Origin of the sequence: Gottfriedia acidiceleris (genome assembly GCF_002128425.1) — a bacterium.
Lineage (GTDB): Bacteria > Bacillota > Bacilli > Bacillales > Bacillaceae_G > Gottfriedia > Gottfriedia acidiceleris.
In genome coordinates, this window is record NZ_NESS01000004.1 from 166479 (window position 1) to 183754 (window position 17276).

The window sequence follows — 17276 nt, forward strand, 5'->3', positions numbered from 1 at the left end:
ATTTAAAGTTTAAGCCTTATTAAGTAGGCTCATATCACAATACATAGTGGGCGTTACAAAGTTTATTTTCATTGATTTTTCAAGTAATGTTAATTGCTTTCCCATATCTTCGTTCTTCTTTACAAGCTCTTCCATCTCTATATTGTTAATCAAATCAGCAGAAAAATAGTTTGTCCTTTTATCTAGAGTAAAACCATCAAAGCCAGCAAGATATACTGTATCTACCGACAAGCGATTTAATAGATTTAATAACATTAAACCAGCATTATCGGATATTGTTACCTTGTCTACGAGTAAGTCAGAATAATTGACTATAAGTGAGCCAGACTCTAACGTATTAGGAATATTTGAAGTAGTTATAATTGATGTAGAATTTTTTATCTCTTTGATAGAATCCAACATACTATTGAATCTTTTGATATTACTTATGAATAACGCATCAATTTTATACTGTTCTGGCATAAAATTTACACTAAAAACGTAAGGGGTTTGATTTTCAATAAAATTAGAAATTTTTTCTCCTTCTGATTCAATGGATTTACCTGGCGCGATTATTAGTATCTTTTTATTGGATATTCTTTCGGTTAAAACTTCTAGTTCTTCTGAATCGTCAACCAAATGAATTTGATGATTAATATATAAATCTTCTATATATAACTCATCATAAATATCCCTTTTCTTAATTGGGAGTTGTTTTAAAATTGTATTGATAGATTTTACTGAAATGGTTTGTTTATTTATTAAGAATGAAGCATAATTGGGATGGCAATTATTTATAGCTGCAATATAGTATGGGACCGAGTATCCCCAATTAGACTCGGTTGAAAACTTACTTAAATACTCATCAACAATTTCCAGTAAAGGGACAACATTGTACTTTTTCTCTATATTTTCATTAATATATTGAGTTACCAGCTCAGTACATAGATTGCCCGCTCCTCTCCCCATTCCAAATACTGAGGAATCAATAATGATATTTCGCTTAGTATGGAGTGTTAGTAGTTCCTGAGCATTTGAAAATGATAATTGGAGATTATTATGTGAATGAAACCCTATACTTATTGATTCATCTAAATTATGATCAGTTAGGTGGTACATTCTTAACAAATTATTTTTATACATAATGCCAAGTGTATCGACTAAATAAAATGCAAATGGCTTTAACTTATTTACTTTTTTAATTAACTCTAGGAGCTTTTCATCAGAATAGCTAGTAGTACCAACTGGTTGTATGAAAACTTTGTATCCTTTATCCATTAACATTTGCCCATAAGCTAAGGCCTCTTCAATTTCTTTTTCGTTCTCGTGAAATGTTATTCGAAAACCGTCTATGGATGTACCATCATTATCCTTAATTTTATCGATTGAAATATAAGGTTGATCGATCATACCTACATAAGTAATGTTTTTATTCTTTGGGCTTATAAATTCTTTAATCCTTTCAACATCATTAAAAATTGATTGGTTTTTATCAAAATCAACATCTCTGACAAAACCACATTCAATAATATCAATATTTGATCTCGCTAATTTTTCAATTATTTTCTTTATGCTCTTTTGCCCAAAATTCCAATTATTTATATAACCACCGTCGCGTAATGTACAGTCGAGTAACCTAATATTATTCATATTTACACCACGCATTCTAACCGATTTTTAATGATCAATCTCACTTTATCTAAATCCTTAGGGGTATCAACGGATAATGTAGTAACTTCAGCCTCAATAAATTTGATTTTTTGTCCGTTTTCTAAAAATCTAAATTCATCGATATCTTCCGCTTCTTCAATAGGTCCCCTTTTAGCGTTATAACAAAACTCTAAAGCACTTTTAGTAAAACATTGCACGCCGACAAATTTTTTAAAATTAAATTCATAAGTACCTTTTGGATATGGAATTGGACTTCTAGCCATATACAGTCCATAACCGAATATATCTGTTGTAACCTTTATTTTTGAAAAGTCTACCGCTTCTAACGGATTTTTTAAAACCGTCATAAGATTCGCTACATAAATTGAACTTGGATTAGCATCTTTTGGTAATATTTTAGAAATAGCTTCAGAATCGATTAATGGTTCGTCTCCATTTACATTTACATAAAAATCAGCATCTACCTTAGTAGAAACTTCATAAAGTCGATCTAAATGTGTTTTATGACTTTCAGACGTCATCACCGTTTTAATACCATACTCCTCGCAAACAGTTTGAATTCTTATATCATCTGTTGCTACATAAACTTCACTAAGTTCCTCCACCATCTTTACTTGTTGATAGACCCACCATATCATTGGCTTCCCACATATATCAGCTAAAGGTTTACCTTTAAATCTTGATGAATTAAATCTAGCCGGAATAACTCCAATCATTTCCATAAAATCCTCCTCCTAATTTCATGAACTGTGTTTCTTATAACGAACAAAATTATATAAAAGTTATGATAATTACTTACAAAAAATTAATAATTAAACCAATTTGTTCACAATAAAGAACAATTAGTAAAATTAAATTATCACTTATTTATAGTAGTGTCAATTAGCAAAGATAGAATTTTTTTGTTTCAATTCTATACTTAAAATCTAAATCTTAATGATCCAGCTTTTATAACTAAATGGTCCTCTTACTTAATAATGGCTGGTTATCATTCTTATTTAAAATATCATCTAGGTTTACCCTTTCAAATACATCAAGCATTCCCCCTCTTGTAGCATTATAGATTTTGATTTGATTACGCTCTGCATATTTCTTTGCTTCTTTATATGCACTAATCATTCTAATAACTGCCTCAGATGAAGTTTCTTTATATCCATAGTCCTTAAAATGTTGTGGACTATTAAGTGAATAGTTACAATCTACACCTAACAAATAGATTTCACTAAATCCCATATAGACTGCTAATTGGATCATTGAATATGTAATGGAATATCCATCATATATTACTTTAAAAGCGTCTCCACTAAATTTTGTTTTATATTTTTTATGAAAGATCATGTGATTTAACAAATTTAATGGAAAAACAAGATATCCCTTCGTTACCTGCTTTTGTTTCGAAATTGAATTACTTATAAATTTATGTTGTAAATCATATTTTTCAATCGAAGGTTGCAACAAATTAAATACACCTACATCCTGAATACCATAGTAGGTTGGTCTCCAGTCTGTCTCGTCAAACACTAAGCAGATTGAATTCATACTTAGCGTTACTTCCTCTTTTAATAGCTCAAGGTCCGTGGTTGTTAAGCTAGGACCAGTAGCTACAATAAAACATCTCTGACCTTTATGTTTATTTTTTACTAATTTCAATTGTTCATATTGGCTATTTTTATATAGTCTAATCACTCGAAAGAATTTATTTAGGTTAAAAATGCTTCTAGGTAATACATGATTAAGTAGTTTTGTTTTAGTTCGGCTTATATGGTAAATAAAAAAATATGTAAATCTATTTTTACGTAGTGCTTCATAGAGTTTCAGAATCATTCACCCCTCGCGTTTACCTACTTTTTTTATTATCTTTTTGCAATTTTTTTAGAATAATAGTGCTCATCGTTTCCTGGATTGTTGTTAATATCTAGCTTGTTTAATTTTGGGAGTTTATCCAAAAGTCTAAAATCAGAAATATTATTATTACTTAGATTAACCTTTTCTAGATTTATAAAATATTGAATTCCATCTAGGTTACTAATGTTTCTTCCACTTAGATCTAGTTCTGTAATCTCAATTAGTTTTGAAATTGATATCCACTGTTCAAATGGGGTTTCTATTTTTTCTCTTACTGCTTTTTCCATATTTCGATCAATAAAAGTAGCTACACCCCCAATTTCTGCGGTTGTATAAAACTCTAAGTCGAGCTTTCTAGCCTCCTCAATAATAGATTTCATTGTATCGGTAGATATTCTCCATTTCCCACTTTCCTCTGATTTTTCGCCCCAACCAAAATCTTTCCAGTCTACATCATTTGGTAAGATTGAATGACACATAAAGATTACATTCTTTCCAGCAACTTTTGCTATTTTAAGGATCTTTTTAACGGAACTAACATCATCTAATATTAATTGATCTATACAAATCGATGGAACAAAGCCTGTATGATTTAACGAAACTAGATTAGTACTGTTTAATTCTCCTCTAACACATTTAAAGTATTTGGGACAAATTTCTAAAATAATATTTTCAGTGTAACTGGAAAATGGAAAAGCAAAGGAAACAGGTTTTTTTAATTTTTCTCTCGTTTTTGAATGAGCCTGATTTTCAACCCAATTAAATAAAGCTTCTATTTCATTATCAATCCATGTACTTAATCCATTTTCTTTGACGTAATTAGCAGCATTTTGATGTCTGAATCCATGGTGAGCTATTTCGTGTCCCATTGCTTGCAACTCAATTATTCTATCTATTTCCTCTTGTGTATGCTCCCTTTCATCTTCATGATGATGGAAGGCATTTATATTAAAAGTTACTTTTACATCATAATGTCCAAACATATCTTTTCCGTATTTATACCAATCGTTTACTCTAAAACTATCGTCAAATGAGAATGCAATACCTGGTTTATTAACATATGTAATACTTTGCTCATTAAAATTTAACTCATTAGATTTCTTATTGTCATTTTTAATATTTGAAATCACCTTTCTCCAAAACTTCCTTTTATAATATATCGAAATTATATCTCTAAAAGTTTCATTAATTTGCCTCTTCATTTTTTACCCCACAATCTCTTTATTTATTGTACAACCCTATATCACTGACATTCCTAGCTTATTCTCCATCGATACTAATCTACCATTACTCATTTTAAAAACTGTATCGCAATTTTTAATTGTACTTAATCTGTGTGCAATTATAATTAAAGTCTTTTCCCCTTTTAAACCATCAATTGCAGTCATGATATCTTTTTCGGTGTCAGTATCCAAAGCTGAAGTTGCTTCATCCATAAATATTATTTCCGGATTATGATATAGAGCTCTAGCAATTCCAATTCGTTGACGTTGCCCTCCAGAAAGCCTTATTCCGTGTTCTCCTACTGGTGTATTCAATCCACTTGGTAAACTTTTAACAAAACCTTTTAGCTGAGCTTGCTCTAATGCTTTCCAAACTGCATGATCATCAATCTGATCTTTCAGAATTCCAAATGCTACATTTTCTCTAATCGAATCATCAGTTAAGAATATTGTTTGTGGAATATAACCAATCTTCTTTTGCCATACAGATTTCAATTCAACTATATTTTTACCATCCACTAAAATACTGCCTTTTTCTGGTTCGAATAACCCCAAAATCATATCTACTAATGTCGTTTTACCAGCACCCGACTCACCAATGAATGCCACAGAATGTCCTATTTGAATTGATAATGAAATATCTTTTAAAGAGTATTCCTGTTGATTCGGATAACGAAATGAAACATTCATTAACTCAATAGAATCTGTAAATGCTTTATTTTCATTTATATTTAATTTAGAATCACAATTTATTTGAGTTGGGTAAATATTATTATTAGTAAATAAGTCCTCGTAAATTACAGATAAAGAAGGCTTACTAAAGCGAATGCTTGTTATTGCTGCCATAACACGATTTATTGATGGCATTAATCGAAACGCCGCCATGGCAAAGAGTGCCATTGTAGATACTATGTTAGATGTATTTTTACCTTGCAAAATAATGATTAAAACCATTACTAATACTATTATTACTAAAATAGTTTCAATAAAAAGACGAGGAGATTGTTCTAACATTATTTTATACCTTTTGATATTTGCATTAATTTGGCTTTTACTTGTATATGCATTAACAAAAAAGCTTTCTTTGCCTGAAACTTTTACTTCCTTGCTTGCTCCTAAACCTTGATTAACCCATTTGATCATCGTACCGCTAACAGCCTGTTGCTCTTTTGCAAGTTCGTTTACTTTTTTTCGAAAAACTTTAAAAAATAAATACACGCTTCCCCCTAATAAAATAGAAGCCACAAGGGTTGAAAGTGTGTTTGTATAAAGTAGCAATCCTAATATACAAGCAATTACAAGCAATTCTGTTAATAACAAAAATGCCGACATAATAATTCCTTGAAATAGATTCTGCACTTCTATATTTACATTTCGAAGTAAATCTGAGGAATTTCTTTGAATATGGAATATGTATGGCTTAGATAAATACTCTCTAAATAATCTTCTAGATAGTTTAACTTGTTGATTTAAAATAACTCGATTTTGTGCATTTTGGAAAAGAATGATATATAAGTTTTTCAAAATAAAAATTATAAGTAGTATACATACCGAAAATATTAAAAAAGATGTAGTAGATTGGAAATTAAACAATTTATATAAAAAATTGATGCTAGAATGTTCTTTGATAATGGAAGGGTTTGTTACAATTCCTACGAAAGGTACGATAACTCCTATTCCAAAAGTTTCAAAAAGTGCAGCAATTATCATCATAAAAAATAATATAAGTAATTTTTTCTTTTCCCCTCTGTCAAATAAGAGAAGTAATTTCTTCGTAGTATCTACCAATTCATTCACACCTTTACTTTCGTAGATTAATGGTTAGAAAAGATTATCTCCTTCTAAAAATTAATCTTTGTATTTTTCCATTTCACAAATTCAAAAACCGGTTTATATTCACGAAGTTCATCAAGCTCAATTCCAGATTCTTTTAATTCTTTGGCTAATTCAAGCCAATCACTTTCTGGAGAAAGCGAGGTTTCAGATTTTTCATTTAACAGGTTTTTTAACTCTACCCCTAATACTGTCGCGATTTTTTCCATTACATGTATTGATGGGTTGTCATTAATTTCACGTTCAATATTACTTAAGTAAGATTTAGATATGTTAGCCTGTTCAGCTAATTGAGTTAAAGTAAGCCCTCTCTTTTTACGGATATTATGAATATTTTTCCCAATCACTATCTTTCACCTCTTTCATACGTTATTTCATACTTAGTTTATTCTTGCTCTTATCAATATTTTGCATGAGACAACTGATGATCCTGTTTTGTTCCTCATCTGTTAGACTTGATCCAGATGGAAGACACATACCTTTTTCAAATAATTGTTCAGCTATATGTTCATGCTTTGTGTGGGAGTAATATTTGATATTCTTAAAGATCGGTTGTAAATGAAGTGGTTTCCAAACATGGCGCGTTTCGATATTGTTAGTGTTTAGTATATTAATTAAAGTTTTAGAGGAAATTCCTGTTTCCTTCTCATTAATTGTTAATGTAGTTAGCCAACGGTTACTTCGTGTATTTGCTAACTCAGGCATAAAACTAATCCCGGGTATATGAGCCAGTTCCTCAAAGTATCGATTAAATATTTGTCTTCTAGTATTAACTCTGTCATCTAACACTTGAAGTTGCGCTCTTCCAACTCCTGCTAATAGATTACTCATTCGATAATTAAATCCACTCTCAGAATGCTGATAGTATGGTGCTGGATCACGAGCCTGTGTAGCTAAAAAACGTGCTTTCTGTATCAGCTCTTTATTATCTGATACTAAAGCTCCACCACCAGAAGTTGTAATAATTTTGTTACCATTGAAAGAATAAATTCCTAAATTTCCTAATGTACCACTTGCTCTCCCTTTGTACATAGAACCTAGTGATTCCGCTGCATCTTCAACAATTGGAACTTCATATTGATTACATATAGATAGAATTTCATCCATTTTTGCGCTTTGACCGTATAAATTTACAACAATTACAGCTTTCGGTAGTTTGTTCTCTATGTATGCATCATATAATGCTTTTTCAAGTGCTTTCGGGGACATATTCCATGTTTCTGGTTCAGAATCAATAAAGACCGGCTCAGCACCTAGATAAAGAATTGGATTTGCACTTGCAATAAATGTGAGACTTGAACAAAATACTTTATCTCCCCTTGTTACGTTTAATAAAGAAAGAGCCAAATGAATCGCTGCCGTACCCGAACTTACGACCATTGCTTCACTGACTCCTACATAAGATGCTATCTCTTTTTCAAATGTATCCACATTTGGTCCAAGGGGTGCAATCCAATTTGAATCAAATGCTTCCTGTATATATTTTTGTTCATTCCCACTCATATGAGGTGGTGATAAATAAATTTTTGTCGATGTCACAAAATTACCCCCTTTTAATAAAAATTTTATTTCTTAACTTTTATTAATAATTTTTGTTGGGGATCCAACGGCTTTACTGTATGAAGGGATATTTTTAATAACTGTTGATCCGGCCCCAACAACGGACCAATCTCCAATGCTAATTCCAGGAATTAATGTTGCTGATGCTCCAATATGGACACCTTCACCTAATGAAACGTTACCCGTTAGTGTTGAATTAGGCGAAACATGAGAATAGTTGTCAATATAATTGTCGTGCTCTACAATTGATCCGGTATTAATAATACAGTGATTACCTATTTTTGTTTCTGCATTAATAACTGCTTTTGGCATTACAACTGTACCATTTCCAATAACTGCTGACTTACTTATTACTGCCGATGGATGGAAAATTGAAATATATTGATCAGCTCGTAATTTTAATGTATTAACAATTTTTTTTCTAGAAGAATTGTCACCTACCGCAATGACAACTCTAGTATCATTACTCATTAACTTTATAATCGAAGAAATCGGTGCATAAATTATGCCGTTTTCTTGTTTTTCAAATTCATACTTTTCATCTAGAATGGCAATAATTTTATGGGTTTTTAGTGCAGTAATCATTTCTTGGACGACCTTACTATGGCCACCATTTCCTAATATAATAATCTCCATATTACATTACTTCGCTTGAGCCTTTAAATTTTTCCATCGTTACATGATCTTGTTGACTAACACCTTCTCTTTTAATAACCTTAAAAAAAGTTAAGAAGAGAATTTTCAAATCTAGAAGCGTATTTCGATTTTTTACGTACCAAATATCCAATTTAAATTTCTCCTCCCATGTAATTTTGTTTCTACCATTCACTTGAGCCCAACCGGTTATTCCAGGCTTAACATTATGTCTCAACATCTGATCTTTTGTATAAAGAGATAAATACTCCATTAAGAATGGTCTTGGGCCAACTAGACTCATTTCCCCTTTTATAATATTTAGCAACTGGGGAAACTCATCTAAACTATATCTTCTTAAAAACTTTCCAAAGCTCGATAATCTTTTGTCGTCTGAGAGTAAATTACCTTTCTCATCATATAAATTACTCATTGTGCGAAATTTATAAAGAGAAAATGGCTTTCCATATAGGCCAGGTCTTTGCTGGGTAAATAATATAGGTGATCCCATTTTTAACCTTATTGTAATGGCTACTAAAATTAAAATTGGAAGTAATAAGATTAACAAGGTCAGCGAAATAACTAAATCGATTACTCTTTTCATATTTCTTATCTCCTATAATGTATAATTTATTTTTTATCCCCAGAGTTTGTAGCACAGACAGTTAATATGCTTTGCTTTATTTCATTTACAGCTTCCTTTGTTTCCAAATCATTTAATTCATTACCCTTTTGAAAAATGTTCTCCATAATCTTAAATAATTGCTCTTGTGTCAGATTAATTGAAATCAAAAAAACCCCTCACTTATTAAAAAATACTCATTAAAAAATGCTCAAGTATAATAAAACAGAAAAATATTTATACCTGCTAGTCTAATTCCTAGTTTTGGATCCTTTTCTTGCATTGATTTTTAAATAAAACAATAAAAAAATCCGCTCCAATATTTGGTACGGAAATCTATGGTTTATAATATTAAGGTTTATTCAAAAAATAAGTTTTTTAGTTTAAACACTAAATAAAATATAAAACTTTGTTTATATCTTAAACAAAAAATAACAAAATTGTTGAAAGTAGAAAAATCTAGAGTACCTGTAAAAAGGGACCTGGTTTCTTTACTAGTCATGCATTTTTTAATTTCTTTAAGCTTTTTAAAAAAGTTCCTTTTATACCCTCTTCTAGTTGCTTCATACATAGCGCGAATTAAACCTGTAGCAAATTCCGTATGGATTTTATTTATATACTCTACCTCTTTTATACTATACTTGCTTAATAATCCCAAAGACTCTCTATATACAGCTAATGCAATATCAAATTTATTATAAAATACTTTAGTTGAAATACTATCATTATGTCTAACATAGTAATACAAAGGCGTTTTTATACTACAGCCTTTCCTAGCAGCATCAATATATTCCATGTTGAATAAATAATCTTCTGCTATACAAAAGTCCTCATTAAATAAAATATTATTATTTTTAATAACCTCCGCTTTATATATCTTATTTACTGGTGAAGCTAATAAACCAGATTTTAGCCAAACTTCTTTTAAGAAACCTTTTTTACTTTCTTCGTCATCAAAATAACTTTCAGCAATATTATATATTTGAATGACTTCACCCTTTTTTTCAAATATAGGGAATACTACTATATCTGCACCAAATTTTTCTGCTTCAAAATTTACTATTCTAAAAGTATCTTGATCTATATAGTCATCGGCATCAATAAACATTATATATTCCCCTGAAGCTTTTTTAATCCCTAAATTTCTGGCACTACTAGGTCCAGAATTCTCTTTATGATAGACTTTTACTCTTTTATCTTTATTTGAATACTTGTCACAAATAACTGCTGATCTATCAGTTGAGCCATCATTAATGAGCAATACTTCAAAATCAATCATCGATTGTGCTAGGACTGAATCTAAACAAGTGCTTATATATTTTTCCACATTATACACTGGGATTATTACCGAAATAAGTGGCATCTAAATTTTTACCTCCAACTTTATTTATTGCTCATTTTATATAGGTAATGGCTTTTTATAGAATCTGTTATGGCAGTATAAAAATAACATGAGTAAAGTTTCACACTTCATTTTTAAAAAGAATAGAATTAATCGCTGCAAAGAACTGTAGTAATAACTACTTTTAGCTACCGCTTTAAATTCTGGACGTTTAATAAACTTTTTAGTATCTTTAACTTTGTTAAAAAAATCACCTATACTTTTAATCCCAATGCTATTTTGATAGATGATAAAACTAAATTCCATAAGATAATACGCGTTTAGTTCTCTTACCGTATCGGATGCTAATTCATTACCTAAAAATTCTGTCATCTTTTGATATAACAACATTTGTGCCATTTCTTTTTCATGAAAAATCCTTTTCGTTAAACTTCCTACCCTTTGATGATAAATGTATAGCGGCTTATCATATATAAAAACTTTACTGCATTTCGAAAAATATTTGATATTAAATAATGCATCTTCTCCAATTAATAAATCATCATTAAATTTGATGTTATACTCATCAATAATAGACTTTCTATACATCTTATTTACAGGTGAATAAGCCAGACCTAATTTAAGTAGATGAACAAAATCATTTTTAATTTCGTTATCTAGTGAAAGCTTTGCAGGATAGGAACTAATAGTTGCCTGATTAGGCGGGTCTAGATTCTTCATTCCACAGACTACTACTTCAACCATCTCACTTATCATGTATTTTACCAATTGCTCAACCATATTAAATTCAATTGAATCATCACTATCGACAAATTGTATATAATTTCCTTTCGCCAATGATATACCCAGATTTCTTGCATTCCCAGGTCCATTATTGGAGATGTGATGTACTTGAATTCTATGATCAATCTTAGCGAAGGCATCACATATTTGAGCACTTGTATCAGTTGAGCCATCATTAATTAATATTAATTCAAAATTTTCATATGTTTGATTTAAAACGCTCTCTACTGTATTGTTGAGAAATTTTTCAGAATTATAAATAGGAATTATGATACTAACTAAAGGTTTATTAGGCATTTTCAAAAAACACCTCAATTTTAGAAATCATTTCATCCAAACTAAAATCTTTGCTTCTTTCCGAACTTTTTTTAGTATAAATTTCTTTTAATAATAGTTTTTTTTGAATAAACTGCCTAAGTCCATGGTAAATACCCTCCTGGCTATTTTCTACCAATATACCAAACTCAGAATCTCCAATTATTTCAGTAACCCCTCCACAATTTGTAGATATAACCGGAAGATCTAATGCCATCGATTCAATCACTGAAATACATAGTGCTTCACTTCTTGATGATAAGATAAATGCATCACTTCCATTTATATACTTAAATGGATTACTTTTCGCGCCAAGAAGCGTAATATAGTCATTTAAGCTTCTTTCATTAATCATATCTTGCAGGTCATTTTTTAAGATTCCACCACCTACAATATAAATGTGGAAGTCCGACAGTTTTTCCTTAACAAGTCTTTCAACAGCAAGAATTAAACGATCAATACCTTTTTCATAATTAAGTCTAGATATTGTAGAAAATATAACTTTATTAGAAGAATAATCTAATTTTTTTTGTTCATTGGATAACAGTCGTACGTTATCTATATCTACACCATTATATATAACACTAAATTTTTTTAAGTCTCCGATAACCTCTCTGAAGCCTTCAACACACTTTTTCGAAACAAACACTATGCGATTAAATTTTGAATAACAGTCTAACTGCCTCTTCTTTGATCTATGACTTTCCAGTCCATAATTCTGATATGTCATATCACCATGTATCCAAGCTATTTTTAGTGATTTTTTATTAGGTGACGCTGCTACAATCTTCTCTGGCATACCCGTTTTAAAGGAAATTTCGATATCAAATTCCTCTTTAATATTTTCTGTATATATTTTTTTTGGATCCATATACTTAATAATCCTGTATATTCCTCTATATTGTTTATTAAACCAACTAATCTTTTTTACACCATTATGAATTTGGTTACTCAGTTCACCTCCATCAAATAGTGTAAAAATGGTTATTTCATATTTATTTTTTGGTAGATTATTTATTATATCTACTAATACTTTCTCAGCACCACCTAAGACCATCTTATCCACTACAAATAATACTTTTTTCATAAAAAGTTTCGCTCCTATAACAGCTTTAATGATCTTTGATAAACATAATTTTTAACAATCGTCGTTTTAAACAACATTCTCATAAACGGATAACCCCCGTAACTAAATGGAGCTAATATTCTAAATGTGGTTGGTATATTTGTACCCCCTATAAAAAAAAAGCTATTTTTCCTTACCTCTTTTGTAAGTTTTGAGCCAATCTCATTAAACTCACAATTTCCATAAAGGGATTCAGATTTTAGCATATCTAACAATGAATTCATTTTAGACAAATTTAAACGCCATAATAAATCCCTACTAAGTTCTGGGAATTCTTGATCGACATAGGATTTAAACTCACTAAAGGCTTGAATACAATCTAATTTTCTTACGTTGTATTTTGACCTTAATATACTACCTTCTCTTTGAATATAGTAATAGCCTATTTTATTGGAGTATACTAATTGATTCGCACGAGCAAATAGCTTATAAGTTGTAAAAATATCTTCGTACAACTTACCTTCTGGATATCTAATATCTTGAAATAGAGTAGCTTTATAAAGTTTATTAACTGCGTAATGTTTTATATATTTTTCTTCAATTAAAGCACTTAAAGCTTCTATTTTATTTAAAATTACTAATTGATCAATTATACTATCGGGCTCAGTATAATCGTTATAGACTTTTAATACAGCACACATAGCAATTTCGCACTTATGTTTAATCATTTCTTCTAAAAGGCCTTCGTACATATCAGATACAATATAATCATCGCCATCAACAAAGCCTACATAATCTCCCGTGACTAGATCTATTCCTGCATTCCTAGCTGAGCTAAGTCCCCCATTTGACTTGTTTACAATTACAATTCTATTATCAGTCTTTGATATTCTTTGAGTGACCTCAAGTGTATGATCTGTAGAACCATCATTGACCACTATGATTTCAAGATTTTTATATGTTTGATCGATAATCGATTTAAGACATTTTTCAATGTAATTCTCAACGTTATATGCCGCTACTATAATACTTATTTTCATCTCATCGCTCGCCTTGTATTAAAAATTTTCGCTAATAACAATATAAACATACTATTATTAGTCCTAAGTATTAGTTTTATTAGGCTTGTAGCAAAATCCTTAATCTCGTTTTTGACCATTACTTCTTTAATTTCATTTCTATTAATAACCTCTTTAATTCGTTCAAGCTTTTCACTATAAGAGAGTTCGCAGCTAGTCTTATAAAAGTCCATAAAATATCCCATGATATCCCTAATTAACATTTGGTCTACCATAGGTTTATTTTTAGAATATAACTCCCAATAAGTTAATAATTCCTTTATATCATTGATAATGTTATATCTAATATCAAATCGGTTTATTCTAAAGTGTGATACAAGTCCTTCACCTTTTTTTACACAATAATTTATTAAAGCCTTGTTTATTACACTTACATATTTAATATCGCGTATTACGGATAAGTTAAACTTTAAATCTTCACCAATATTTATAGTCGAATCAAATAAAATATCATTCTCTTTTAAATAACTAGTTAAATAAACCTTATTCCAAGGGGCATTAATCAGTTCATTCTGTATTAACGTAACTACATAGCTTCTGAATTGCTCCTCATTCGAGAATTGGACCGATTCTTTGTTCGGAGATCTAATTAAGGAAATTTTATGATCTGACTCAACATTATATCCAAATATGATTAGTTGGGTCTTTTCATCAAGATCCCTTAAAATTTCATCAAAAGCATTTTCATTATAGTAATCATCAGCATCTATAAATGTAGTATATCTTCCATTTGCATGCTTAAGACCATAGTTCCTCGCATTACTTACACCCGAATTTTGTATATCATAAACCTTAATACGCGAATCATTTATTGCTATTTCGTTCATTCTTTGTAAACTATTATCATTTGAACCGTCATTTATAAGAATTAACTCAAAATCCTGGAACGATTGTATTATAACGCTGTAGATTGTACGGACAATTGTTTTTTCAGCGTTGTATACTGGTACGATTATGCTTAATAACGGTAGCTTCATTACCTTTACCTCCCTTACTTTTTAAACTTAGAAAATAAAACAAGATAAAATAAAACCATAAAACCGTTCTTCGCAAGTCATTTATACCTAGTCCATAAGAAATTAATGATACTACTGCACACAAAATATAAACATTCACGGATGCCATTTTAGTTAACTTTTTTACTAAAAAGATATAAGCAATCCCTCCCATAATACCTCCCTGTGTTAATATTTGTAGAAAAGTATTATGCGCTTCATACCCAAAGAACACCTCTTGCCCACTAAATGATCCAGGCCCTAACCCAAAAATAGGGGAGTGCTTCCAAGCTTTTATAGCATTACTCCATATGACTAGCCTATTCTCGCCATTTGAATCTCCTTTAAAGAAATCATTAATAAATAATATTATGTTTTCATAATTAATGATTAACATTAAAATAACAAAACAAAAGAATGCGATAATAATACTCTTAGATCTACTTAACCCTTTTAAATTCTCTAAAACCTTCAACACGCAAAACAATAATGTTGTAATAATCCAAGACGATTCTAATGTGGAAGATGTTGTAGCCATCCCGATTTTTATACATAAAACTATTCCTAATAATGCTACAATCTTATAAAAAAGATTACGCTCTTTGCCAACCATATATAGTCCAACAAATGGTAAAGGTGCTACAAAATAAGCAAACTGATGATAGTCATTTGCAAATGGGGAAAAAATGCTTGAACCTGCATACGTTAATGGAAAGCCAAATAGGCTATAAACTCCTTTTAAATAAATAAAGTACAAAGATCCAATTACAACAATACCTCCGAAATAAATAATACGTAGTAAATTATATAAATTAGAAAAACTACTTTTCTTAAAAGCTAGTTCAAAAGTAAAACATAAAAATAAGATTACAGTATAAGACATAAGGTCAAATTTTATAAACTGTGGATTGATTGCTAAAAATGTATTTACTGTGTAGCCTATAATAATGACTCCAATATAATAAACCCAAAATATCGTAAATAAGTGCTTTTCTGTCGTTATATAAATCTCCTGTTGACTAAATATTTGAGTGATGCAAAAAAATAATAAAATTGCTTCACCAATTCCAAACATACCGATTCTTAGAGTTGTGAAACCGAAAAATAGAATCATTATTAAAACAAAAATATGTTGTATATTAAAGGTAATATCTTTTTGCAGTTTTATAATATTTTTCATAAGAACACCTATAACATCGTATTTTTTATTACCCGTAAACTTCGAGAAGATCTTCTATAACATGCTCCACATGATAATCTAAGATAAACTTATAAGCATTATCGCCCATGTCGTTTAGCTGGTCCCTTTTATTAAACAAAACTTCAATTTTTTTTGCAGTTTCCTCAGAATCATTAACGTTAACCAAAAATCCATTTACTGAATCAATTACTAAGTCCTTCACACCACGAATATTTGTCCCAATGACCGGCTTTTTACAGGCCATTAATTCCATAATATTTCTTGGGAGCCCTTCCCTAATTGAAGTAAGAATACCTATATCGCATGCTGCAATAAGTTCATTAATATCATTTCTAAAACCCAGCAATTGAATATTTTCTTTTAATCCTCTTTCAACAATTTCTTTCTCTAAACCAAAAAGTAATGGTCCATCACCTGCACAAATTAATTTGACATTAATCCCTTTCTCTTTAAGAATCTCAATTGCATGAATCACTTGTTTATGATTCTTATTCTGATTAATTTCGGCAATCATTAGAACTACAAAATCATCTATATCTAAATTTAATCTACTTCTAATTTCATTCTTTTCTACTAAATCAGGATTATACAAATCTAAATCGAGACCTACTCCATTTAACTTATATGTTTCCTTAACATTAAATTTCTGAGCTCTTTCATAATCTTCCGAGTTCATCGTAATCATCTTATCAGTAAAATTCCCCATTAACCTTTCAATAGGATAGTATAGACCCCAATTAATAATCGGGGCCCCTTTGTAAAAGTGAAAACCATGAACAGTATAAATTGTTTTTAGTTTAGTAAATTTTACTTTTAGGAGTCTACCGTATAAAGCAGCAATTGGAGTATGTACGTGAACAATGTCATAGTCAAACTCTTCTTGAATTTTAATAAGCCCCATTAAAGCTTTAATATTTATAGGATGAAATGGATTCCTTTTAAAAGGTATGTCAAAAAACTTAACTCCCATGTTCGTAAGCTTCTGATTAACTGCCATATCAATTGAGCAAGCACAATCGACGATGTTTCCATCACTTATAAGCTTTTCAATATGTGGAACTAAAAATGCATTAATTGTTCTACTTAGGGTTGTAATATATAGAATTTTAATAATGATCCCCCGCTTCAC

At 30.1% G+C, this 17276-nt stretch carries 17 protein-coding genes; all 17 read right to left on the bottom strand.

The annotated features are described in order from the left end of the window. Positions 1 to 9 precede the first annotated feature (9 nt). Positions 10 to 1629: an aldolase catalytic domain-containing protein gene (locus tag B6K90_RS09360; RefSeq protein WP_167555326.1), complete on the bottom strand. Its 1620-nt coding sequence runs from the start codon at positions 1627 to 1629 to the stop codon at positions 10 to 12. Positions 1630 to 1631: 2 nt separating this feature from the next. Beyond that, a complete protein-coding gene (locus tag B6K90_RS09365; RefSeq protein ID WP_088012477.1) occupies positions 1632 to 2372 on the bottom strand; it encodes a 3-deoxy-manno-octulosonate cytidylyltransferase in 741 nt (246 codons plus the stop codon). Between the two features lie 232 nt (positions 2373 to 2604). Then, positions 2605 to 3474 (bottom strand): 6-hydroxymethylpterin diphosphokinase MptE-like protein, encoded by an 870-nt coding sequence (locus tag B6K90_RS09370; RefSeq protein ID WP_235821764.1) that lies wholly within the window; start codon positions 3472 to 3474, stop codon positions 2605 to 2607. Between the two features lie 29 nt (positions 3475 to 3503). Further along, positions 3504 to 4625, bottom strand: a complete 1122-nt coding sequence (locus B6K90_RS09375) for a polysaccharide deacetylase family protein (protein ID WP_235821765.1) — start codon at positions 4623 to 4625, stop codon at positions 3504 to 3506. 108 nt (positions 4626 to 4733) lie between these two features. Continuing rightward, positions 4734 to 6506 (bottom strand): ABC transporter ATP-binding protein, encoded by a 1773-nt coding sequence (locus tag B6K90_RS09380; protein WP_088012479.1) that lies wholly within the window; start codon positions 6504 to 6506, stop codon positions 4734 to 4736. 53 nt (positions 6507 to 6559) lie between these two features. After that, positions 6560 to 6898, bottom strand: coding sequence for a helix-turn-helix domain-containing protein (locus B6K90_RS09385; RefSeq protein WP_088012480.1), 339 nt, complete (start codon positions 6896 to 6898; stop codon positions 6560 to 6562). 22 nt (positions 6899 to 6920) lie between these two features. Continuing rightward, a complete protein-coding gene (locus B6K90_RS09390) occupies positions 6921 to 8054 on the bottom strand; it encodes a DegT/DnrJ/EryC1/StrS family aminotransferase (protein WP_088012695.1) in 1134 nt (377 codons plus the stop codon). 69 nt (positions 8055 to 8123) lie between these two features. Further along, positions 8124 to 8747, bottom strand: a complete 624-nt coding sequence (locus B6K90_RS09395; protein ID WP_088012481.1) for an acetyltransferase — start codon at positions 8745 to 8747, stop codon at positions 8124 to 8126. 1 nt (position 8748) lies between these two features. Continuing rightward, positions 8749 to 9348 (bottom strand): sugar transferase, encoded by a 600-nt coding sequence (locus B6K90_RS09400; RefSeq protein ID WP_088012482.1) that lies wholly within the window; start codon positions 9346 to 9348, stop codon positions 8749 to 8751. Positions 9349 to 9374: 26 nt separating this feature from the next. Further along, complete coding sequence (locus B6K90_RS23685) at positions 9375 to 9536, bottom strand: hypothetical protein (RefSeq protein WP_167555327.1); 162 nt, start codon at positions 9534 to 9536, stop codon at positions 9375 to 9377. A gap of 188 nt (positions 9537 to 9724) precedes the next feature. Further along, complete coding sequence (locus tag B6K90_RS09405; RefSeq protein WP_088012483.1) at positions 9725 to 10729, bottom strand: glycosyltransferase family 2 protein; 1005 nt, start codon at positions 10727 to 10729, stop codon at positions 9725 to 9727. Positions 10730 to 10765: 36 nt separating this feature from the next. Next, positions 10766 to 11788: a glycosyltransferase family 2 protein gene (locus tag B6K90_RS09410; RefSeq protein ID WP_088012484.1), complete on the bottom strand. Its 1023-nt coding sequence runs from the start codon at positions 11786 to 11788 to the stop codon at positions 10766 to 10768. Continuing rightward, complete coding sequence (locus B6K90_RS09415) at positions 11781 to 12893, bottom strand: glycosyltransferase (RefSeq protein WP_088012485.1); 1113 nt, start codon at positions 12891 to 12893, stop codon at positions 11781 to 11783. The genes B6K90_RS09410 and B6K90_RS09415 overlap by 8 nt, the downstream gene beginning before the upstream one ends. Before the next feature lie 14 nt (positions 12894 to 12907). Continuing rightward, positions 12908 to 13912 (bottom strand): glycosyltransferase family 2 protein, encoded by a 1005-nt coding sequence (locus tag B6K90_RS09420; RefSeq protein ID WP_088012486.1) that lies wholly within the window; start codon positions 13910 to 13912, stop codon positions 12908 to 12910. Continuing rightward, on the bottom strand, positions 13909 to 14928 hold the full coding sequence (locus B6K90_RS09425; protein ID WP_088012487.1) for a glycosyltransferase family 2 protein: 1020 nt from the start codon (positions 14926 to 14928) through the stop codon (positions 13909 to 13911). Before B6K90_RS09425 ends, B6K90_RS09420 begins: the two co-directional genes overlap by 4 nt. Next, complete coding sequence (locus tag B6K90_RS09430; protein WP_088012488.1) at positions 14882 to 16126, bottom strand: O-antigen ligase family protein; 1245 nt, start codon at positions 16124 to 16126, stop codon at positions 14882 to 14884. The genes B6K90_RS09425 and B6K90_RS09430 overlap by 47 nt, the downstream gene beginning before the upstream one ends. A gap of 28 nt (positions 16127 to 16154) precedes the next feature. Next, positions 16155 to 17276, bottom strand: coding sequence for a glycosyltransferase family 4 protein (locus tag B6K90_RS09435; protein ID WP_088012489.1), 1122 nt, complete (start codon positions 17274 to 17276; stop codon positions 16155 to 16157).

What these genes read in the sequence shown, in the direction of transcription:
- B6K90_RS09400 (WP_088012482.1), bottom strand. Translation starts at nt 9,348, where the DNA reads ATGAAAAGAGTAATCGATTTAGTTATTTCGCTGACCTTGTTAATCTTA.
- B6K90_RS09425 (WP_088012487.1), bottom strand. Translation starts at nt 14,928, where the DNA reads ATGAAGCTACCGTTATTAAGCATAATCGTACCAGTATACAACGCTGAA.
- B6K90_RS09395 (WP_088012481.1), bottom strand. Translation starts at nt 8,747, where the DNA reads ATGGAGATTATTATATTAGGAAATGGTGGCCATAGTAAGGTCGTCCAA.
- B6K90_RS09415 (WP_088012485.1), bottom strand. Translation starts at nt 12,893, where the DNA reads ATGAAAAAAGTATTATTTGTAGTGGATAAGATGGTCTTAGGTGGTGCT.
- B6K90_RS09405 (WP_088012483.1), bottom strand. Translation starts at nt 10,729, where the DNA reads ATGCCACTTATTTCGGTAATAATCCCAGTGTATAATGTGGAAAAATAT.
- B6K90_RS09430 (WP_088012488.1), bottom strand. Translation starts at nt 16,126, where the DNA reads ATGAAAAATATTATAAAACTGCAAAAAGATATTACCTTTAATATACAA.
- B6K90_RS09360 (WP_167555326.1), bottom strand. Translation starts at nt 1,629, where the DNA reads ATGAATAATATTAGGTTACTCGACTGTACATTACGCGACGGTGGTTAT.
- B6K90_RS09365 (WP_088012477.1), bottom strand. Translation starts at nt 2,372, where the DNA reads ATGGAAATGATTGGAGTTATTCCGGCTAGATTTAATTCATCAAGATTT.
- B6K90_RS09370 (WP_235821764.1), bottom strand. Translation starts at nt 3,474, where the DNA reads ATGATTCTGAAACTCTATGAAGCACTACGTAAAAATAGATTTACATAT.
- B6K90_RS09420 (WP_088012486.1), bottom strand. Translation starts at nt 13,912, where the DNA reads ATGAAAATAAGTATTATAGTAGCGGCATATAACGTTGAGAATTACATT.
- B6K90_RS09390 (WP_088012695.1), bottom strand. Translation starts at nt 8,054, where the DNA reads ATGAGTGGGAATGAACAAAAATATATACAGGAAGCATTTGATTCAAAT.
- B6K90_RS09410 (WP_088012484.1), bottom strand. Translation starts at nt 11,788, where the DNA reads ATGCCTAATAAACCTTTAGTTAGTATCATAATTCCTATTTATAATTCT.